This is a genomic window from Novosphingobium resinovorum (assembly GCF_027922145.1).
GTDB lineage: Bacteria > Pseudomonadota > Alphaproteobacteria > Sphingomonadales > Sphingomonadaceae > Novosphingobium > Novosphingobium resinovorum.
This window is the reverse complement of the sequence record NZ_BSFC01000004.1, coordinates 36,206-56,139: the sequence shown is the minus strand read 5'-3', so window position 1 is coordinate 56,139 and position 19,934 is coordinate 36,206. Positions and strand designations below refer to the sequence as shown.

22 protein-coding genes and 1 pseudogene are annotated in these 19,934 nt (G+C 61.8%); 11 read left to right on the top strand and 12 right to left on the bottom strand.

Annotated elements, in window-relative coordinates; all coding sequences use genetic code 11:
- Positions 1–97 precede the first annotated feature (97 nt).
- The 3 genes from PKE80_RS03265 to PKE80_RS03255 form a co-directional block, all read right to left on the bottom strand.
- On the bottom strand, positions 98–568 hold the full coding sequence (locus tag PKE80_RS03265; RefSeq protein ID WP_271181249.1) for an NUDIX domain-containing protein: 471 nt from the start codon (positions 566–568) through the stop codon (positions 98–100).
- A complete protein-coding gene (locus tag PKE80_RS03260) occupies positions 556–1,173 on the bottom strand; it encodes a 6-phosphogluconolactonase (RefSeq protein WP_271181248.1) in 618 nt (205 codons plus the stop codon). The genes PKE80_RS03265 and PKE80_RS03260 overlap by 13 nt, the downstream gene beginning before the upstream one ends.
- 174 nt (positions 1,174–1,347) lie before the next feature.
- A complete protein-coding gene (locus tag PKE80_RS03255; RefSeq protein WP_271181247.1) occupies positions 1,348–1,578 on the bottom strand; it encodes a ferritin family protein in 231 nt (76 codons plus the stop codon).
- A gap of 347 nt (positions 1,579–1,925) precedes the next feature.
- Here PKE80_RS03255 and rfbA point away from each other — a divergent pair, with 347 nt between their 5' ends.
- From rfbA to PKE80_RS03215, 8 genes are all read left to right on the top strand, one after another.
- A complete protein-coding gene (gene rfbA / locus PKE80_RS03250; protein ID WP_271181246.1) occupies positions 1,926–2,828 on the top strand; it encodes a glucose-1-phosphate thymidylyltransferase RfbA in 903 nt (300 codons plus the stop codon).
- Positions 2,825–3,370, top strand: coding sequence for a dTDP-4-dehydrorhamnose 3,5-epimerase (gene rfbC, locus PKE80_RS03245; RefSeq protein ID WP_271181245.1), 546 nt, complete (start codon positions 2,825–2,827; stop codon positions 3,368–3,370). Before rfbA ends, rfbC begins: the two co-directional genes overlap by 4 nt.
- Positions 3,367–4,224 carry a dTDP-4-dehydrorhamnose reductase gene (rfbD, locus tag PKE80_RS03240; protein ID WP_271181244.1) on the top strand — a complete coding sequence of 286 codons (858 nt, stop codon included), beginning with the start codon at positions 3,367–3,369 and terminating at the stop codon, positions 4,222–4,224. The genes rfbC and rfbD overlap by 4 nt, the downstream gene beginning before the upstream one ends.
- Positions 4,217–5,287: a dTDP-glucose 4,6-dehydratase gene (gene rfbB, locus PKE80_RS03235; protein WP_271181243.1), complete on the top strand. Its 1,071-nt coding sequence runs from the start codon at positions 4,217–4,219 to the stop codon at positions 5,285–5,287. The genes rfbD and rfbB overlap by 8 nt, the downstream gene beginning before the upstream one ends.
- A 658-nt stretch (positions 5,288–5,945) precedes the next feature.
- Positions 5,946–6,743, top strand: a complete 798-nt coding sequence (locus PKE80_RS03230; RefSeq protein ID WP_271181242.1) for a M48 family metalloprotease — start codon at positions 5,946–5,948, stop codon at positions 6,741–6,743.
- Between the two features lie 359 nt (positions 6,744–7,102).
- On the top strand, positions 7,103–7,363 hold the full coding sequence (locus PKE80_RS03225) for a DUF6429 family protein (RefSeq protein WP_271181241.1): 261 nt from the start codon (positions 7,103–7,105) through the stop codon (positions 7,361–7,363).
- A gap of 17 nt (positions 7,364–7,380) precedes the next feature.
- Positions 7,381–8,178 carry a hypothetical protein gene (locus PKE80_RS03220; RefSeq protein ID WP_271181240.1) on the top strand — a complete coding sequence of 266 codons (798 nt, stop codon included), beginning with the start codon at positions 7,381–7,383 and terminating at the stop codon, positions 8,176–8,178.
- Positions 8,179–8,184: 6 nt separating this feature from the next.
- Positions 8,185–9,702 carry a hypothetical protein gene (locus PKE80_RS03215; protein WP_271181239.1) on the top strand — a complete coding sequence of 506 codons (1,518 nt, stop codon included), beginning with the start codon at positions 8,185–8,187 and terminating at the stop codon, positions 9,700–9,702.
- 511 nt (positions 9,703–10,213) lie between these two features.
- On the opposite strand, the gene PKE80_RS03210 is transcribed toward PKE80_RS03215, so the two are convergent.
- The 9 genes and pseudogenes from PKE80_RS03210 to PKE80_RS03170 form a co-directional block, all read right to left on the bottom strand.
- The gene (locus PKE80_RS03210) at positions 10,214–10,474 is read right to left on the bottom strand and encodes a hypothetical protein (RefSeq protein WP_036526832.1); all 261 of its coding nucleotides are present in this window, start codon (positions 10,472–10,474) and stop codon (positions 10,214–10,216) included.
- A gap of 531 nt (positions 10,475–11,005) precedes the next feature.
- The gene (locus PKE80_RS03205) at positions 11,006–11,134 is read right to left on the bottom strand and encodes a hypothetical protein (protein WP_271181238.1); all 129 of its coding nucleotides are present in this window, start codon (positions 11,132–11,134) and stop codon (positions 11,006–11,008) included.
- 50 nt (positions 11,135–11,184) lie between these two features.
- Complete coding sequence (locus PKE80_RS03200; RefSeq protein WP_008827646.1) at positions 11,185–11,643, bottom strand: Dps family protein; 459 nt, start codon at positions 11,641–11,643, stop codon at positions 11,185–11,187.
- Between the two features lie 88 nt (positions 11,644–11,731).
- A complete protein-coding gene (locus PKE80_RS03195) occupies positions 11,732–12,289 on the bottom strand; it encodes a hypothetical protein (protein WP_271181237.1) in 558 nt (185 codons plus the stop codon).
- 44 nt (positions 12,290–12,333) lie between these two features.
- Positions 12,334–13,086 carry an HAD-IIB family hydrolase gene (locus PKE80_RS03190; protein WP_211150517.1) on the bottom strand — a complete coding sequence of 251 codons (753 nt, stop codon included), beginning with the start codon at positions 13,084–13,086 and terminating at the stop codon, positions 12,334–12,336.
- A 166-nt stretch (positions 13,087–13,252) separates the two neighbouring features.
- Positions 13,253–13,396, bottom strand: coding sequence for a hypothetical protein (locus PKE80_RS03185; protein ID WP_248006024.1), 144 nt, complete (start codon positions 13,394–13,396; stop codon positions 13,253–13,255).
- A 28-nt stretch (positions 13,397–13,424) separates the two neighbouring features.
- Positions 13,425–13,574 (bottom strand): annotated as a pseudogene (locus PKE80_RS03180) (DUF2721 domain-containing protein); the annotation flags it as partial.
- A gap of 18 nt (positions 13,575–13,592) precedes the next feature.
- Positions 13,593–14,429: a class I mannose-6-phosphate isomerase gene (locus tag PKE80_RS03175; protein WP_211150518.1), complete on the bottom strand. Its 837-nt coding sequence runs from the start codon at positions 14,427–14,429 to the stop codon at positions 13,593–13,595.
- A 10-nt stretch (positions 14,430–14,439) separates the two neighbouring features.
- On the bottom strand, positions 14,440–15,486 hold the full coding sequence (locus tag PKE80_RS03170; RefSeq protein WP_271181236.1) for a mannose-1-phosphate guanylyltransferase: 1,047 nt from the start codon (positions 15,484–15,486) through the stop codon (positions 14,440–14,442).
- A 228-nt stretch (positions 15,487–15,714) separates the two neighbouring features.
- On the opposite strand from PKE80_RS03170, the gene otsB reads away from it, so the two are divergent.
- From otsB to otsA, 3 genes are all read left to right on the top strand, one after another.
- Complete coding sequence (gene otsB / locus PKE80_RS03165) at positions 15,715–16,539, top strand: trehalose-phosphatase (RefSeq protein ID WP_211150520.1); 825 nt, start codon at positions 15,715–15,717, stop codon at positions 16,537–16,539.
- The gene (locus PKE80_RS03160; RefSeq protein WP_211150521.1) at positions 16,536–18,350 is read left to right on the top strand and encodes a glycoside hydrolase family 15 protein; all 1,815 of its coding nucleotides are present in this window, start codon (positions 16,536–16,538) and stop codon (positions 18,348–18,350) included. The genes otsB and PKE80_RS03160 overlap by 4 nt, the downstream gene beginning before the upstream one ends.
- Before the next feature lie 86 nt (positions 18,351–18,436).
- A complete protein-coding gene (otsA, locus tag PKE80_RS03155) occupies positions 18,437–19,927 on the top strand; it encodes an alpha,alpha-trehalose-phosphate synthase (UDP-forming) (protein ID WP_211150522.1) in 1,491 nt (496 codons plus the stop codon).
- The last annotated feature ends 7 nt before the right edge of the window (positions 19,928–19,934 follow it).

Here is a 19,934-nt window from a genome sequence, read left to right as displayed (position 1 = left end):
TCATCCAGTCAGCGGATTCGCGCTGCGGCGCCCGCGAATTGCGAAGCTCCGGAACAGCAGCCTCCCTTGCGCAAGGACGCGTCGCCAGCACGCTTTGTCAAGCTGCCACCCAGCGCCTGATCTCCTCCGCCAGCCCACGCGGCATGTGCTGCGGCAAGTCATCCAGGGCAAAGAAGCGCGCCTCAACGATTTCACGCCCGTCGGCGCGCGGCTCGCCGCGGGCGGCCCCGCGCACCACCCGCACAACATTGCGGCTGCCGTGCAGTTCCTCGGTGCTCACGGTCAGCAAGCGCGCGCCAACGAGTACGCAGCCGGTCTCCTCCAGAGTTTCACGCACTGCAGCCGCGACCGGGTCCTCGCCGGATTTGAGGCCGCCTCCAGGCGGCATCCATTTGTCCGAGCCATAGGAATGGCGTACCAGCAGTATGCGCTCATCCGCATCGAGCGCCAGTATGCGCACCCCGTCGAGGCGCGGACGCCACAGGCGCCAGATCTTCACGCGTATCGCATGCGCCGCCCGGTAGAGCGCCCGGTGCAGCGGCGCGGGCAAACGGATCAGCAGAAGCAAGTGACTTTCGCGCTAGTCGTACGCAGCAGGCGGGCGACGGGCAGGTCATGCTCCCCGGCAATCGCCGCGTCGAATACCGCGCGCTTGTCGGCACCCCGGATGACGAACACGATCTCGTCGCTATCGATGAGCGAGGGGATGGTGAGGCTCACCCGATCAAACGGCGCCTCGGGAGGGAGCGGATCGGGAGTCAGCCGACGAACGGGCAGCAGATCATCGACCTGGGGGTCGGTATTGGGGAACAGCGAGGCGATATGACCATCGCTGCCCATCCCCAGCCATGCGATGGCGAAATGCGGCGGCGTCGCATCCTCGGTCAGCGGGACAATCCTCGCGCCGGCGGGCTCGAGCCGGGCGCGGATCTTGCCAACGTTGCTGGCGGGATGGTCCTCGGCAACGATGCGGTCATCGCCGGGCCACACCGCAATGCGCGGCCACGGGAGATCCTCGGCCGCAAGCCGCTCGAAGATCGGGAAAGGCGTGGACCCGCCCGGCACGGTCACGGCGATCTCGATAGATACAGCCAGCGCACTGCGCAGGCGCGCGGCAAACCAGGTGGCGATGGCAGCGTCGTCGGCGCCTTCGATCATTTCGACGTTGAGCATAGGGAGCCGCCCTAGCACTCCGCCGCTCGCTGCGGAATGGGCCAAGCGAGATTCTCGCGCAGGAACCGCGCGCGCTGCACGGCTTGGTCGGCCCGGTCGTCGATAATGCTGACAGTGGCGTTATCGCCGGCTTCTCCGGCCGATTGGCTTCTCCCGCCAGTTCCTTGGTCGCTTTCAGCGTCGCGACAAAGGCCGTGTTGTCCTAGAAAAGTCCTTAACCATGGTCATCGCGTCGAGGCTGGTGTCATCCTCGTTCTTGATCGTGGTCTTGGCGCCGATCGCGCCAATCAACGTCAAGGTCTTGTCGCACAGACTGCGCACCCGCTCAGCGATGAGATCGGTCAGGCCGAGATTTGCGTCGCATAGGCGCCCAACAGGCGTGCAGCCCATGGCACTGCGCACCACGCGTGTGGGAGTGGAAATTTCTAGTTTTCAGGTCGAGCACACAAACGCGCAGCCAGCATCCTGCTTACGCAAATTATCCTTTAGAATTTCCTCCATCCTTTAGGACAAGGCTTTTGCCGTATTAATTATCCTAATTGCGCTGCAACATGGATTCTCCGATGAGGACTTACGCACGGGTCGGAGGTCATCTCAAATCCGCTATACTTCCGTCACGAAGCCGTGACGCAAGAGCGAGATCCATAAGTATCTTCCCTAGTAAAGATGGCCCAACCATTTTTCGACATGTCCATCGAAGCAGCCTGATCTCTTGTCGAACACAGCCGCTAGGTCAGAAAGAGGGGTTGAAGTTGAGGAAAGGTATCATTCTTGCCGGTGGCTCCGGCACCCGCCTTTTTCCGCTCACCCGAGGTGTGTCGAAACAATTGATGCCTGTCTACGACAAGCCTATGATTTACTACCCTATGTCTGTCCTGATGCTAGCGGGTATCCGTGAAATCCTCATCATCACTACGCCGCATGACAACGCCGCGTTCAAAGCCTTGCTGGGCGATGGGTCGCAGTTCGGGATCGAACTGCAGTATGCTATCCAGCCCGAACCTGCGGGGCTGGCCCAGGCCTACCACATCGGTGCGGAGTTCGTGGGCAGCAATCCTTCCGCGCTGGTGCTGGGCGACAACATCTTCTACGGCCATGGCCTGACCCAAATGCTCGATCGTGCCGATGGACGCAAAACCGGGGCCTCGGTGTTCGGATACTACGTCAAAAATCCAAAGGCCTACGGCGTCGTCTCGTTCGACACGCAAGGTCGTGCTGAAACGATCGAGGAAAAGCCGGAACAGCCGCATTCGAACTACGCTGTGACCGGGCTTTATTTCTACGACAGCAAGGCAGTCGAGTATGCGCGTGACCTCAAGCCCAGCCGGCGCGGCGAGCTCGAAATCACCGATCTCAACCGCATCTATCTTGGAGAGGGCGAACTCACGGTCGAAATCATGGGCCGCGGCTACACCTGGCTCGATACAGGTACTCATGCCTCGCTGCTCGATGCGGGAAACTATGTGCGCATCATCGAGCAGCGCCAGGGCCTGAAAGTCGCCTGCCCCGAGGAAATTGCATGGCGCAAGGGCTTCATCGATGATGGCAGACTGGAGGAGATCGCTGCGCCGCTCGTTAAGAGCGGCTACGGAGCCTATCTGCTCAACCTGCTTAACAACCCCGACGCGCTGCTCGCGACCGAGGTCGGAGCATGAACGTCATACCCACCGACATCGAAGGCCTCGTCGTCATCGAGCCCCGCGTATTCGGAGATGATCGCGGCTTCTTCATGGAAAGCTGGAGCCGCAAGACCTTTGCCAACCTCGGCCTGGATCTAGACTTCGTGCAGGACAACCACAGCTGTTCCGCCAGGGGCGTGTTGCGTGGCCTGCATTATCAGCAGCCCAAGCCGCAAGGCAAGCTCGTGCGCGTCACTGCCGGTCGCGCCTGGGATGTCGCGGTGGATCTGCGCGCCGGCTCGGCGACCTACGGCAAATGGGAGGGTATCGAACTTTCTGCCCAGAACAAGCGGATGCTATGGGTGCCACCGGGGTTCGCTCATGGTTTCGTCAGTCTGGAAGACGGCACCGACTTCCTTTACAAATGCACTGATTTCTACGATCCCGCCAACGAGCATTCGCTCATGTGGAACGATCCTGAAGTCGGCATCGAATGGCCGCTCGAGGGAATTGATCCCCAGCTTTCTGCGAAGGACATGATCGGCAAGCCGCTGAACCAAGTGGAGCCTTTCGCATGAAGGCGCTGATCGTCGGGGCCAAAGGGCAACTCGGGAAGGGCCTGTCCGCAACCGCCCCCGCCGAAGCCGACATCGTCGGCCATGACATCGACACCCTCGATATCACCGACCGCGCTGCAGTATCCTCGCTCGTTGCCGAGGTTAGACCCGATGTGGTGTTCAACGCCGCCGCCTATACTGCGGTGGACAAGGCCGAAGGCGACGAGGACGCCGCGCTTGCGGTAAACGCGACGGCGGTCGGTTACCTCGCCGATGCCACGCGCAGTGTTGGGGCCCGCTTCGTGCACGTTTCCACCGACTTCGTGTTCGACGGACTGTCCGGCGTGCCGTACGCACCCGACGCCAGGCCCGCGCCCATCAGTGCCTATGGCCGCACCAAGCTCGCCGGCGAAGTCGCCGCAGGCGAGGACGCACTGATCGTGCGTACGGCCTGGGTCTATGCCCCCCATGGCGGCAATTTCGTCCGCACCATGCTGCGCCTCATGAGCGAGCGTCCGGAAGTGCGCGTGGTTGCCGACCAGATCGGAACCCCGACATATGCCCCGGGTCTTGCTGCAGCATTGTGGACGCTCTCGTCCAACGGGGTGACCGGATTGCACCACTACACTGACGCAGGGGCGTGCAGCTGGTACGACTTTGCCGTCGCAATCCAGGAAGAGGCACTCGCGGCCGGGCTTCTGGACACGGCAGTACCGGTGATTCCGATCAACGCAGTCGAATATCCCACGCCCGCGCGCCGTCCACACTATTCCGTGTTGGACAAGACCTCGACGTTCACCGCCCTTGGCGGCCCCACGCTGCATTGGCGCATCAACCTTCGCAAGATGATTACCGAGATCAGGACCAATGGCTAATCTTATCGTCACCGGCGGCGCAGGCTTCATCGGCGCAAACTACGTCCATTACCGCAATCGCATCGCGCCGCAGGACAACATCGTCGTCCTCGACCTGCTGACTTATGCCGGTAACAAGTCCAACCTCGACGGACTGGACGATGTCCTCCTGGTAGAAGGCGATATCTGCGACACCGATCTCGTTTCGTCGATCATCGATGACCATGACATCGACACCATCGTCCACTTCGCGGCGGAAAGCCACGTCGATCGCTCGATCACCGGCCCCGATGCTTTCGTCACGACAAACGTGATCGGCACGCACAGCCTGCTCAAAGCGGCAAAGACGGCGTGGCTCGACAAAGGCAGCGGAAAACCACATCGCTTCCACCACGTCTCCACGGACGAAGTCTACGGCTCGCTCGGCCCGAACGATCCGGCCTTCAGCGAGACCACTGCCTATGCACCCAATTCGCCCTACTCTGCGTCCAAGGCAAGCAGTGACCATCTCGTACGCGCCTACTACCATACCTACGGGCTTGAAAGCACGACCAGCAACTGCTCGAACAATTACGGCCCTTTCCAGTTTCCCGAGAAGCTGATCCCGCTGTTCACCCTCAACGCGCTGAACGGCAAGTCCCTGCCGATCTACGGCGACGGCATGAACGTGCGCGACTGGCTGCACGTCGAGGATCACTGCCGGGGCATCGAGGCCTGCCTTCAGAATGGCAAGCCGGGTGAAGTCTACAACATCGGCGGCGGGCAGGAACTGCCGAATCTGAAAGTGATTGAGGAAATCTGCCGCGCGGTAGACAACGCCTTCGCCGCAGACTCCTCGCTGGCCGAGCGGTTTCCCAATGCCCCGGCCGCACGGGGGCGCAGGAGCGAGGAACTCAAGGCCTTCGTAACCGATCGCAAGGGTCATGACCGTCGCTACGCGATTGACGAGACCAAGGCTCGCAATGAACTCGGATACGCCCCCGCACGCGATTTCCCGCAGGGCTTCACGGAGACGCTGTCCTGGTTCCTTGCGCGCCAGGACTGGTGGCAGCCGCTCCTCGAAAGGGCAGCCATCATTCGCTGATCCTTCCCGCGTCAGCGATCCGAGCTGACATCAACGCATATGTTCGTCCAATTCGGCGCACACCGCCTCATCAGTGTCGCGCCGAGCGGATGCTTGATACAGCATCGTGCCAATTCTGGTCGGCGGGCGGCGACACCGGATGCCTCATGATCGGAAAGGACGACGAACCATCCGGCATGCGCCGACATCCGTGAACCGCATGTCGCAGCTGCTTGCTGATTGAAACAAAGACACGGGCGGTAAAGGCCCGATAAAACGAACCAAAATGGTCAATGAGCAAAAAGGCAGCTAACGCATTGTCTCAACAGGCTGAATCACCTGAGAGCTAAAAAATCATGTACATCAAAATCTTATAGCGTTCCATCTGATAGAATCGGATCACAAACCGCTCTAGCAGGGTGCGACAGGAGATGGTATTTCCTGGCTGGATGCAAAGCAGTAGTGTTACATCCAACTGGACCGTAGCCGTAAGTCGCCTTGCTGGCGATGGGCATGAGAAATGAGGCCAGACCGCTTGCGGGTACGCAGAACGAATTGTTTCATACTCCGGCTCTGCGGCTGGGCCGTGCTGTCACTCGTCCTTGGGAGCGAAGCGCTGTCATCCCCGGCCGTGGCGGCAGCGCCCGATGAGCCGTGGCCGGTTACCTTGCGACAGCAGATGGCGCGGGTAACTTCGATTGGATACCGGCTGAACCGCGCTGCTGTCGGCATCTGCGAGAAGCAGGCTTCTACGATCGGTGTGGCAATCGATGATCTGGGCGCCTATGAACAAAGCGATCGCTCCGCGATTTCCCAGCTTCTGGGCATGGGCGAGGATCCTCAGATCGCGGTCGTCGTCAAAGGCGGCCCTGCCGATATCGCGGGAGTGCATGCCGGCGATGCGCTGGTTTCCATCGATGGCCGTGCTGTCCGCGACATTATCGCCTCATCATCTGACAAAGCGCTGATCGCCGACGAACTCGAGCAGCGGCTCGCGCAGTTTCCCGCCACCGCGCCTCTCACGCTCGGCCTGCGCCGCGACGGAAAGGACGTCCAAGCGCAAGTGCGGCCCGAGCGTACCTGCGCGGCTCGTTTCGTCATCAAGACCGGTCAGGGGATCACCGCTTTCTCGGACGGCAACAATGTCGCGATTTCGAGCAGGCTCATCGACTTTACCATCAACGACGACGAACTGGCGCTTGTTGCGGGACACGAGCTTGGACACGTGGCCTATCAGGACGGTACCGCGCCGAACATTGCCGAACGTCGCCGAATGGAAGATCGCGCTGATGCCGTGGGCTTGCAGCTTGCGACATGCGCCGGCTTTGATCCGGAAATCGGACTGCAGTTCTGGTTACGCAGGGACAAGCAGGACATGCTGCGACTGCTGCGCGACCCGACGCACCGCTCGCGCAAGGCGCGCGTCGAACTCATGAAGGCGGAGATACCGAAAGTTCACTGTCCGGTTCGCTTGTGAGTCGCTCACAGCCATTGATCCTGACGCCGCTACCCCGCCCTTTCTGATTCCCTTGCAAGCCGCGCGGCACCCTCGCGAAGCTCCTGACATCTGGTCGCATGCGCGGCTTGATCGGATCCGGCCTGGCACAGTTCGTTGTAATGCTTACCGGTAGCGATCATGCATCGCCTCGCCGCCCCGGCCACGAGCTCCCGCGCCACGTGATGCTCCGGCAATCGTCAGGACCGAGGTTTCCCCTCCTGACCTCGTCATGCTATCGTCCCATTGCCAGACGACGGAGTCTTGTGGCCGCCAAGTTCGCGCGATCAGGCACGAGCGGCAATGCGGCCTTTAGCCATACGCGCGCCAGGACGAGAAGCATGGAGATTGCCAACGACAAGGTGGATGAAGCCATACTCGCATTGCTGTGGCTCAACCAGCACGTAACGGGAGTGGCGTGGAAAGGCTTCGACTGGGCAACGATGAACCGGCTTCACGAGCGCGGGCTCATTTCCGACCCCGCACGGCGACGCAAGTCGGTGTGGTTCACCGAGGAGGGTGATGCCGCTGCGGAAAAAGCGTTCAGATCGCTGTTCAGCTCTGGAAATGACGAAACTTCCGGGTCAGAAACGACGCCGTAGTCGAGGAAAGGCACCCAATGGCGGCTTTGGAGACCGAGAGCGAGGTCATCGCAGTGACCGGCTATGCGGCAGTGCGGCAGGCGTTCAACGACGTTCTTGACTTGTGTGTCGTCAAGCTGACGCAGGCTGATCGCAGGTTCGCGTGGGAGGTCCTCGATCTCGGCGGCCTCGATGAAGATGACACGGCGGCCATAGAAATGCTGAGCGACACCGCTCTGTTCTCGCGGCGCAACCCCCTGCGCGCGCGCCGCGCTATCGACCGGATCGCCGGCAAGCTGCCGGTCAAGCGCGATCCGCTCAAATCCGCGATCGCTGCGCGCCTGCCTGCAGCCATTTTCTCGATCTTTCGCGTGATCGGTCGTCACAAGGACGGGGGTGTACACGCACTGGATTTGCTGGATCGCCAGCGCCCCATCCATATCATGGATCATGCGCTAGCCCAGCAGGTACAAGTGATTGGCGAAGTGCTGATAGCGGGTCGCTTCGTGGACCTTGGCCCCTGGTATGTCGGCTTCGGGATCGTCGTTCCTTTGCGCAAAAGTGAAAGCCTTGCGATCATGCTCGCACTTTCCGCAAGTGATGGCGGTCCCGACGAGATCGAGGAGAAGCGTCACGATCTGCATGAACTGATTTACCAGTCGCACCTGATGGGTGAGGATCTGGTCATGCGCGCCGTTGAACCCATGATCTCCGCCATCGCGATGGGCATCGACATGGAAGAGGATTTCGACGCGGCGATGAAATCCCTGGCACCGGTCTTCCCTTTGCGCCGCGCCGGTGGGCAGGCCGAGAACAAGAACGCGAACGACAGGTGAACCCGCTTGAGCAGCGATATCAGGGCCGAGCTCGAGAGGCTCAGCCACGCAGCGCTGATTGACCTCATTGACCGTCACGCCCGTGACGACGACCGCTTCAAAGCCTGGCTCGCGGCGCAACTGGCTATCCAGACCTCGCTGAATGACGGTGCCGGGCTGGATCCGGCACCGTTCGAAGCCCGGATTGCCGCATTGCTCGCGCCACCGTTCGTGGAATTCCGAGGAGGCTATCGGCACGATACCCTGTCCGAAGTCGACTACGAAGCACTCGATGAACTGGTTGCGCAGGCGAACACATTGCTTACCGCGAAAGACGGTGTCAGTGCGCTGGCGATCCTGATCCCTCTGGCGCGAGGGCTCGCCGAGGTCGCAGGCAATTGCGACGAGCGCGATGGCTGCTTCGAGGACCTGCTGGCGATTCTCAACGAGCGGATTGCGGTTGCCGTTCTTCTCGAGAGCGTCACCCAGGAATCCTGCGACGATGCCTGCGACTCGCTCAGCCGCTGCCAGCACGAAATTGCCAAATACAGCGATAGCGGTGCATTCGAGCTGGCCATCGCCGCCGCTTCGCGCCGATGGGACGACCCCGGCCTCGAGGATCTCCTGGCCGGTCGTGGCTCGACCTGGCCGCTGATCGGCAGCAGCGATGCCGATGAGGAGCGGCTTACCGCAGTCCGGCTATCGGCGCTGAACGTGATGGATCGCCACCAGGAGTTCCTGCGTTTTTCATTCGCCGCGAAGCATTTCCCAGCGCATGCAGGAATGCTGGTACGCCTTGACCGGATCGAGGACGCCATGGACGTTGCCAGAACCCATTTGCGCGCGCCCGAAGATGTTCTCGGACTTGCCAAGGCCGTGTGGGACACCGGGCGGTGTGACGTCGCGCTCGATCTTGGCGGCTGGGGCCTGTCGATGCCGCCTGATCCCGATACGGCGGTCCACACAAGCGCTCACGCATGGCTGACGCTGTGTCGCTGGGTGCGAGATCGGGCGGCGCTCGCAGGTCAGCCCGCAAAGGCGGTGTCAGCCGCCATCGGCGCGTTTGAAACGAGCCTGGCCCGCGAGGATTTTAGAGCGGCTGCGAAAATCTGCGAGCCCCATCATTGGGACACAGTGCGAGAAGAACTGCTCGGTCGCCTGATCGCCGCCGCTTACGCCGTCGACCGCATCGACATCCTGCTTGATGAAGGTAGGCTCGATGACGCGATCGCAAGCATCGAACACGCCAACCCACGATTGCATTATGCCCGCGACGAAGCGCTCGTTAGGCTAACCAATGCCGCGCTCAAGGCCCGCCCTGAATGGGCTGCCGGTTTTGCGGTGAAGATGGCGTCCCCCATCATCGAGAGCGGGCGCTCGAGCCGATACGACCTTGCCGCTTTCTGGCTCGAGCGGGCTGCGTGCGGGTTCATAACGCTCGACAGAACCGCCGAGTGGCATCACTATCTCGACGAGTTGATGACGACGCATCGACGCAAGCACAGGCTGATGGGCTTTCTCAGATCCTTACGCTCGCGCTCGTGAAGCGCCGCGCGCCGAGCCACCCCCGTCGAGCGTGCGGATCAGACGTTGCTGCCCCGGCGCCGGGCATTGAAAGGTGCGGCGGGGATCGTCTGTGAGGCAAAGTGTTTTGCGCCTCGCCCCAACTGATCTGGGCGTACCCCATTCGGCGAATATTGCCTGCGCGGCAATGTTGATGTCCGGCGCCGGTACCAGTACTTCTGGCGGCGCGGGTGCCGTGAGACAGGGGTACGTCACAGGCCGGGGGTCAACGGCGACAGGCGCACCTCGAAGTAGCGGGCCCTTACTCGTTGAGGTGTTCCACCACCCGCCCCCTCTCCTTCCGACTCGTCTGGTGCGCGCCTGACGGGGCTCCGCCTGGATGCCCTCACAATTCCGGCCCATGCCCAGGCCAGTGACCTACGTGACGACTTGGCAACTTGTCTGCTCGGTACGAAAGCCTGCACAAAACGAAATGGCCGGGGCGGTATGCCGCCCCGGCCATCCCACTCTTAGTCTGAGTTCCCGAAAAAGATCAGGAGCCGTTCGACTTGTTATCATCGTCAGCGATGACGTAGATGCCAGCGCCTACCGCAGCCACGCCAACAGCGGCGAGAATGATGGTGCCGGATTCAGCGTTGTTCTTCTTCTTAACAACGGACGACTGACGAGCGCCAACGCCGCTGAGGTTGGAAATCTTACCAACCGAAGCCGAAGCGGTGGTGCCAGCCTGGGCCGCCACAGGAGCGGCAACCATCGCCGCGACGCTCAGAGAGAGCAGAGTTTTCTTGATCATAAATATCCTTTCGACGTCGAGAAAGGGATCCTCACTGCCGCCCTGATTTCACCGAAGTGACCTGCAGCATACATTCAAGTTGGCCGGGAGGATCGGACACTATTCGCTGCAGTGCACAATGGGTGCGGAAAGGTCCATCGCAACTCAAGCGCGCATGGATGAAGCGTGCTCTGCCAGCGATGAATCGCTGTGCATACTTTGAATTAGCTAAAGATCACGGCAAAATTAGCGTGTGAAAAGTAGATCCTCGATTAGAGGAAAAAATGGGTTTCCGCTTAATTTGGCATAATCCGCTGCGCTTTTTCGCCGAAGAAGGATATGTGTGAAAGTCTTGCAGGCGGTAGATCCTTAAAATTTGTAAAGTCAATTTTTTTGCCGGATATGTGCGTTGTTGGTGTTGCAGCAAATGGACACGCCCATGTCGCCCCGCAGGAAATGCGCCCATTTGTGTATTGAAATTTCAGCGGCATCTTGCCTCAGCCTATTGGTTACTGACGCGGCCACGACCACAGTGCTTCTGCAACAAGCAGGTCAAATATCGTAAATGCGCGAGGAGCGCGCACGGCCGGGGCCGGCGATATCATCCGGGACGCCCACCGACGCGCTCACACCCTCGGCGAACCACATGGCAATAGCGACGCCGCCTGCGCCTTCGATCATTTCGCTCTGAGCGCGGGGAGCGCCTTGGCGCTCCCCGCGCTCAGAGCGGGTCAGGCGAGAATCTCGCGCAGGAACCAGGCGCGCTGCTCGGCCTGGTCCGTCCAGTCGTCGATGATCCCGTCGGTGGCGTTGTCGCCGGCTTCACCGGCCAGTTCCTTGGTCGCCTTCAGGGTCGCGACATAGGCGGTGTTGTCCTCGAACAACGCCTTGACCATCGCCATAGCGTCGAGGCTGGTGTCGTCCTCGTCCTTGATGGTGGCCTTGGCGCCGATCGCCCCGATCGAGGTCAAGGTCTTGCCACCGAGCTTGCGCACCCGCTCGGCGATGAGGTCGGTCAGGCCGAAGATCTCGGTCGCATGGGCATCGAACAGCAGATGCAGGTCATGGAACTGCGGGCCCCGGACATGCCAGTGAAAATTCTTGGTCTTCACGTAGAGCGCGAAAGTGTCCGCCAGCAGCCCGTTGAGGCTGTCAATGAGCGCGGCCTGCGAGTTGTCCTTGGACGTCATGTTTGGATTCCCTCGATTTGTCGTGTTGTGAACAGAACTAAGCCCAAGAAACGCGATTGGAAAGCGTAGGTTCGATTGCAAAAATCGATCACAGAATGCCGATTTGCCGGAGGAACACGGTGATCGCCGTGACCAGCAGTACGGCGCCGACCACCCGGCGCATCCCGTGCGCCACCGGCGTCGCCAGAAGGTCCGGCCTCGCCCACGCAAAAGCGACAAGCATTGTGCCTCCTATAGCTCCGGCGGCTCCTGCCGGCCATGGCCCGGCAAGTCCCACACCCATGCCAAAAACGAGAAAGCGCGGCGCATCTGTGACCTGATGCGCCAGCAATACCAGTGCGAGCGCACCAAGCGAGTTGGTCGGCTCGCGCGGATCGCGGCGGGGCGCCAGCACCATGGATTCAAGCCCGGCCATGCCGAGGGCGATGGCCGCGAAAATGGTGCGCGCGGGCGGCGGTAACTGGACGAGCATGAGCGCAGCCGCATAGGCCGCCAGCGTCGCGGTCGCGATGCTGGTGAGGATTGCCACGACCAGAACGGCCGGACGCCGTCCCTGACCGAGCGCGAGCCCGGCGATCGTGACTTGGTCACGCGCGCCGAGCCCCGCCAGCAGGACGGCCAGGAAGGTAAGGTAGAAAGCGGGCATCAGGCCTGTACCATGCCCGCGTCCGGCACTCCGGGCGAGCCCTCTCAGCCCGCCTTCTGGCAGGCGACGATCGCGGTGATCACATTGGCGGTATCGGCCGGATCACGCACGCAGACGGTGTCGAGGCCCATCGCCTTGGCCGGATAGTCGTTGCCGCCCGGGAAGATCGCATCGCCGATGAACAGCATGTCCGCTTCCGCCACCCCGCTGCGCTCGGCAAGGCGGCGCAGACCCCACGCCTTGTCAACGCCGGGCTGAGTGACATCCACCGAAGTCGCACCGCCGAGGTTGATCGACACGCCCGGAAGGCGCTTGATGAGATCAGCCTGGATCACCTTTCGCTTGGCGAAGTCCGGATCCCAGTGTTCCTTCGCCTCCAGCGGGGCCTGCTGGCCCAGTGCCGAGAAGGTGATCTGGCTGCCGCGGTCCTCGATACGCTCACCCCAGGTCTCCTCGGGCGTGAAACCGGTCGCGGCCAGCGAGGCGTCGAAGGCATCGAGGATTTCCCGCTTCTGCTCCTCGGTGAACAGTTCCGCATAGACCGGCGACCACGCGCCGTCGCTGTGCAGGTAGAGCTTGGCGCCGCTGGTCGGCATCATCCACAAGCGGGAGAGATCGGCATGCGCGGGGAGACGACTGGCGACCTGCTTGTCGAACTGCGGCCAGTCACCGCCCGAAATGACGGCCACCTGCGCAACGGTGAGCAACTGCGCGAGAAGCTCCGCCATCTCCTCCGTCAGCGGCTGCTTGCTCAGCGCCAGGGTACCGTCGAGATCGAACGCAACGATTTTCTTCATTCCACATCCTTTAAGAACCGGCGAGAAACCCGATGATCAGAAGGTTCATAAATCGGCCTCCGCGGTATCGCAGAAACCGACCTTGTGATGACCAATCGGCCGTACACTGCCATGCCCGGCCATTGGGAAACTTTGAGGTCAGGCACAAGCGACTTTCGGTCAGCGCCTACTCGTTGACGGCACCGGCGAGCTTGCCCACCTTCTGCATGCCGGCGATGGTGGTGATCATAATGTCGTCGCCATGGACGACGACGATCACGTTCTCCAGCTCGATCACCGAGGCACGCGGACCGTCGCTGTCGACCAGCACGCCCTAGTTCGACCACCATGTCGTGCTCCATCCCCTGCGTGGTGCCGTGCCGCTCCTGCAGGATGCGCGCGCGATCGACCACGCGCCCGAGCCACGTCGAGAGGATGTTGAGGATATTGCCGATGGCCACGAGCACGAAAACCGGCGTCAGTGCCAACTGGATGGTCTGGACGATCATGTCCCCCTTCATGCACCGTCAGGACGCGATTTTACAGGGCCTCGTCAGCAGGCAAACGCCGTTTTCCGCAAATCGCACGTCGGCGAGGCTCATCGCCAGCGCACAGCTGCCGGGCGCGATGGACTCGCCCGCGACTTCGACCGCGCCCTCGCGCGGGATCACCAGCAGTGCATCGGGATAGCGCATCGCGATCTCCTGCGACGGCACGCCCGCGACCTGGTCCAGCACGAAGAGCGGGCCATCGACCAGCACCTGCGAACCGTCCAGCGGCACGTGCCTGAACCATTGCTCACGCGAGTACGGCTCGCCGTGCGATACCGCCATCCCGTCCTCCAGATGCAGCTCGCGCGGGCGGCCGTAGTCGTAGAGGCGATAGGTAATGTCGCTGTTCTGCTGCACCTCGATCAAGCTGACGCCCGCGCCGATGGCATGGACGGTATTGGCCGGGATGTAGAAGAAGTCGCCCGGCACGACCTCATGCCAGGTCATCAGGTGTTCGATCGACCCGTCAAGCGCGGCGGCGCGCATCGCATCCTCGCCGATCTCCCGGTCGAAGCCGATGCCCAGCTTGCCACCCGGCTCGGCAGCGACGATCAGCCAGCATTCCTCCTTGCCCTGCCGCCCGATGCCCTTGGCGAGCGTCTGCGCGTCGGAAGGGTGGACCTGCACCGACAGCGCCTCGCCGGCGAAGATGTACTTGACCAGAAGCTCGGGCAGAGCGGCGGGCGGCTCGAACCAGATTTCGCCGATGCGCTGGCCCTCGGGCGCCTCGAACGGCGCAGGCAGGACGTCCAGGCCCCAAGGCTTCTCGACCTGTCGGATCGGCAGCGAGGCGGAAGTCCGAGCGTTGGTCATCGGCGAATACTCACTGATTCTTGGCGCCGGAAAGATTGCCCACCTTCTGCACGCCGGCAACGGTAGTGATCATGATGTCATCGCCATCGACGACGACGATCACGTTCTCCAGCCCGATCACCGAGACGCGCGGGCCGTCGCTGTCGACCAGCACACCCCGACAGTCGACCATCTCGACCGTGCCCGAACCGCGCACCGCATTGCCATCCGCGTCGGTCTCCAGCGCCTCATGCAGCGCCTGCCAGTTGCCAATGTCGGACCAGTCCATGTCGGCGGGCACCATCGCCGCGCGGGTCGTGTTCTCCATCACCGCGTAATCGACCGAGACGCTGGGAACCTCGGCAAAGGTCGCCGCGTCCGGGTGGAAGCGCTGGCCGTCCTCGGCGCCTTTCGCCACGGCATCGGCGACGCTGGCGGCAACATCCGGGCGGTGCGCGGTCAGTTCGGCGAGGAAATCCTTCACCCGGAACGCGAAGATGCCGCCGTTCCAGGCGTAGATACCCTCGGCAAGGAACGCCTTGGCGCGTTCCAGATCCGGCTTCTCGACGAACTGTGCGGTGCGGAAACCGCCGTGCTCGGGGATCGCATCGCCGCGCTTGAGGTAGCCGAAGCCGGTCTCGGGCCGCGTCGCCTCGATGCCGAAGGACACCAGCCAGCCCTGCTGCGCCAACCCCGCCGCAGCGGCTGCGGCGACCGCGAAAGCCTCGGTATTGCCGATGTGGTGATCGCTCGGGCAGACCAGCATCACCGCGTCTTCGGGCAGGCGGCAGGCAGCGAGCGCAATGGCGGCGGCGGTGTTGCGCGCCGAAGGCTCGACGATGACCTGCGCCCCCTCGACCATGCCGAGTTGCGCTTCGACATGGGCCAGGTGCTTGTGGCCGGTCACCACGACCGGGGCCGCGAAACCCCCGGAACCGGGGCAGCGGGCCAGCGCCGCTTCGAACAGAGTGCTGTCGCCGACCAGCGGCAGGAACGGCTTGGGCATCGCGGCCCGGCTGCGCGGCCACAACCGCGTGCCGCTACCGCCGCAGAGGATCACCGGTACGATTATAGACATGGCCGAAAGGTCACTCACGGATGCGGGGTACTTTGGGAAAACCGGTAATAGCTGCCACGTGCTGCGATGCAACAGGGAAGTGCTAAATAACTCCTGCGCTGCCATATCGGACTGGAACAGAACGGCTTGTTGTCCGTTGACCGGTGAGCAATTGCGGCGCAGCATGTGATTGAACCATCTGGCAGCCCTTTGAGAAGGGCATGAACTTGGTGCAAGGCTGAAATATAAATGACCAATTCGAGCGACGGTCCGTCACAGGCGGCGCATCGAGACTGTTTTTTCGCCACAGATACTGTCCTCGGCCGGCCTCCATGCCTGCGCCTTTCGCAATCGACGGCCCTTTTCCTCGATTTCGACGGAACCCTAGTCGAAATCGCCGATCACCCGGACGACGTCGTCGTTTCGGAATTCCTACCTGCGCTTCTCGTGCAGCTTTCCCGTAAGCTCGACGGCCGTCTGGCGATCGTCACCGGCCGGTCTATCGCTGCCCTCGAGGCTTTGCTGGGGCCGATCAGCCTGGCTATCGCAGGATCGCACGGCGGCGAATTCCGGCCCGCGGCAGATGCCGAGATCGAGCCTCTCGCCGCCCCGCTGCCCGGCGCCGTTGTTGACGAGCTCAACCGCTTCGCCCGGGCAAGCGGCGGACTTCTAGTTGAACCCAAGCCATTCAGCGCGGCAATCCATTACCGCCATCATCCTGAAGTGCTGCCTGATCTTCGTGCCTGCACAGAAAGCCTGGCTGCCAAATTCGGCCTGGCCATCAAGCACGGCAAAAAGGTGATCGAAGTGACGATGCCCGGGTCGGACAAAGGTTCGGCCGTAGAGCGCTTCATGGCCCTTCCGGCGTTCGATGGTGCCATCCCGATCTTCATAGGAGACGACGTGACCGACGAGGACGCATTTGCGGCCGTGCGCCGGTACGATGGCCAAGGCGTGCTGGTTGGCGCTCCTCGACCCACCGCAGCCACTTCTCGCCTCGACGGCGTCGCCGAAGTGCACAGATGGCTGCAAGCCGGCCTCGAGGCCGTTCATAAAGGAGATTTCCGCCCATGACGTCGCCCGTACCGACTTCGCTGGAACTCTGGCCGATCGGCAACTGCCAGGTCAGCGCTCTCATCAACGAGTCCGGCGCCATCGTCTGGGGCTGCGTTCCGCGCGTCGACGGAGATCCCACTTTCTGTGCCCTGCTTCGCGGAGACGGGGGGCAGGATGCTGGCACCTGGCGCTTTGAACTGGAGAACCAAGTCTCCGTCCAGCAACACTATCTGCGCAATACACCCATACTCGTGACCCGGCTTGAAGACGCGAGCGGAGGGGCGGTGGAAATCTACGATTTCGCGCCCCGCTTCGAACGATCTGGCCGCATGTACCGCCCGGTTGCCTTCGCGCGCATAGTCCGGCCCGTATCCGGAGCCCCGCGCATTCGCACTATCCTCACGCCGATGAGCGGATATGGCGCGAAACTCGCCCCGATCACGCAGGGTTCGAACCACATTCGTTATTTGGTCGAGCGCAATTCCCTGCGCCTGACCACCGATGCGCCGGTCGGCTACGTGCTCGACGAGCGCTGGTTCCGCCTGGAAAAGCCGCTGCACTTCTTCCTTGGCCCGGACGAGCCGTTTGCCGGAAACGTCGAGCATGATCTTGAGACGATGCTCCAGCGGACCGGCAATTACTGGCGCCTGTGGGTGCGCGGCCTTGCCACTCCGCTCGATTGGCAGGATGCGGTAATCCGGGCAGCCATCACGCTCAAGTTGTGCCAGCACGAGGAAACCGGCGCGATCGTCGCGGCCTTGACGACCTCCATCCCCGAAGCGCCTGGCAGCCAGCGGAACTGGGACTACCGGTATTGCTGGATACGCGATGCCTACTACACCGTTCAGGCCCTCAACCATCTCGGCGCCCTGGACGTCCTCGAGAAGTACCTTGCCTATCTGCGCAACATCGTTGCCGATGCACCTGACGGGGTCATCCAGCCCCTCTATGCGGTCAGCGGCGCCAAGGAGATCATCGAGTGGGAGGCCGCCGACCTACCGGGCTACCGCAACACCGGGCCCGTTCGGGTCGGCAACGCGGCCTATTACCAGGTGCAGAACGACTGCTACGGCCAGATCGTGCTGCCTTCGATCCAAAGCTTCCTCGACCAGCGCCTGCTGCGCATCGCCAACGAGGACGATTTTCGCAGCCTCGAGCAGGTCGGCGAAATGGCATGGAAGACGCACGATATGCCCGACGCCGGCCTGTGGGAATTGCGCACCCGAACTGCGGTCCACACCTATTCCAGCGTCATGAGCTGGGCCGCGTGCGACCGCCTGTCCAACGCCGCGCAGTATCTCGGTCTGGACGAGCGCGCTGCCTTCTGGCGCGACCGGGCGGACACCATACGTGCCAACATTGACGCGGGCGCTTGGCACGAAGTGGAAGGTCATGACGCAGGCGGGCATTATGCGGCCAGCTTCGGCGGGTCGCAACTCGACGCAAGCCTGCTACAGATGGTGGAACTGCGCTATCTGCCGCCGGAAGATCCCCGGTTTCGCGCAACCCTGAAAGCCGTTCAGAAGGCGTTGCGCCGAGGCGAGCACATGCTTCGCTATGACAGCGAAGACGATTTCGGGCTTCCTGAGACAGCTTTCAACATCTGCACCTTCTGGTTGATCGAGGCGCTTCACCGCAGCGGAGAGGATGAGGAGGCCCGGCGACTCTTCGAAGCGATGCTGGCTCACCGCACGCGCTCCGGCCTCCTGTCCGAGGATATGGATTTTGAAACCTCAGAGCTTTGGGGGAACTTTCCCCAGACCTACTCGCTGGTAGGTATCATAAATTGTGCCGGGCAATTGTCCCGGTCGTGGCGGGACTGGCGTTAACGCGCAGACTACCCGCAGCTACTGCGAGCCCTCAAGCGTTCGGTGGGAACGCGTGAACAGGGCGACGCGAATATGAAGGACAGAACATGGGCCGATTGATCGTCATCTCGAACCGCGTAAGCGTGCCAAGCGCCGCAGGCGCGGCGGGGGCGCAAGGTGGCCTTGCTGTTGCCCTGAACTCGGCGCTGCGGGAACATGGCGGCATCTGGTTCGGGTGGTCCGGTCAGGAGACCGATGATTTTTCAGGCCACCTCGACATGCAGCGCAACGAGGGCGTCACAACCGCCACGATCGACCTCGAATCTCAAGATGTCGAAGAATATTACAACGGATATGCCAATAGAACCCTTTGGCCGCTGTTTCATTATCGCATTGACCTGACCGAATACGATCGCAATTTCGGTGAAGGATATGAACGCGTCAACGAACGGTTTGCAGACTCTGTCTATCCTTTAATTGCAGACGATGATCTGGTATGGGTTCACGACTATCATTTGCTTCCCCTTGGTTCAATTTTGCGCCGCAAGGGAGTTAAGAACCGCATCGGCATTTTCCTCCACACCCCGTGGCCGCCAACCCGGCTTTTGGCATCGCTGCCCTTCCATGAGCGCCTCGTCGCATCGATGCTCGAATATGACGTGATTGGCCTGCAAACGACCGAATGGCTGGAAAGCTTCCTGCATTATGTCCAGAAGGAAATGGGACTGACGGTCAATCTGGACAATTCAATCGACTATCAAGGCCGCCGCGTGATCGCCCGCGCTTTTCCGATAGGGATCGACTACGCCGAATTCTCGGAAGCCGCGAAGAGCGACGTTGCCAAGGAAGCGCACCAGCGGCTCAGGGATAGCGTCAGGGGCCGGAAAATTCTTATCGGCGTGGATAGACTGGACTACTCCAAGGGGCTCGGTGAGCGCTTCGAGAGCTTCAGCCGTTTTCTTTCCGATCACCCCGATATGGCCGGAAAGGCAGTCCTTCTCCAGATCGCGCCGCCAAGTCGGGGCGACGTTGAAAGCTATCAGCAGATTCGCGAGGACCTCGAGCGAAAGACAGGGCACATCAATGGCGCTCATGCCAATGTCGATTTCGTACCCATCCGGTACGTTAACCGGGGCTATCCCCGGGCTGAACTTGCAGGGTTCTATCGCGCGGCAAATGTCGGGTTGGTGACTCCACTGCGCGACGGCATGAACCTTGTGGCAAAGGAATACGTGGCAGCTCAGGATCCAGAGGATCCCGGCGTGCTGATCCTTTCGCAGTTTGCCGGCGCGGCCACCCAACTCAAGGACGCCCTGCTGGTCAACCCGCACTCGGTGGAACATGTCGCCGAGACGATCAGCCGCGCCTTGGATATGCCGTTGAAGGAACGTAAGCGCCGGCATGCGGCGCTGCTCGCTTCCGTGAAGGAAATGGACGTCCTGCACTGGCTGAAGCAGTACGTTCTTGCATTGTCCGGCGTGGAAAAGGGCAGCAGTGCGCTTAAGTCGGACGGCGGACCGAGTGCCGCTGACCCAGAACTCGCCGCGCAGGAGGAATCGGCCAAGTTCGGTGCCACCGAGATAGCCGGCAGTCATTAACCTGACA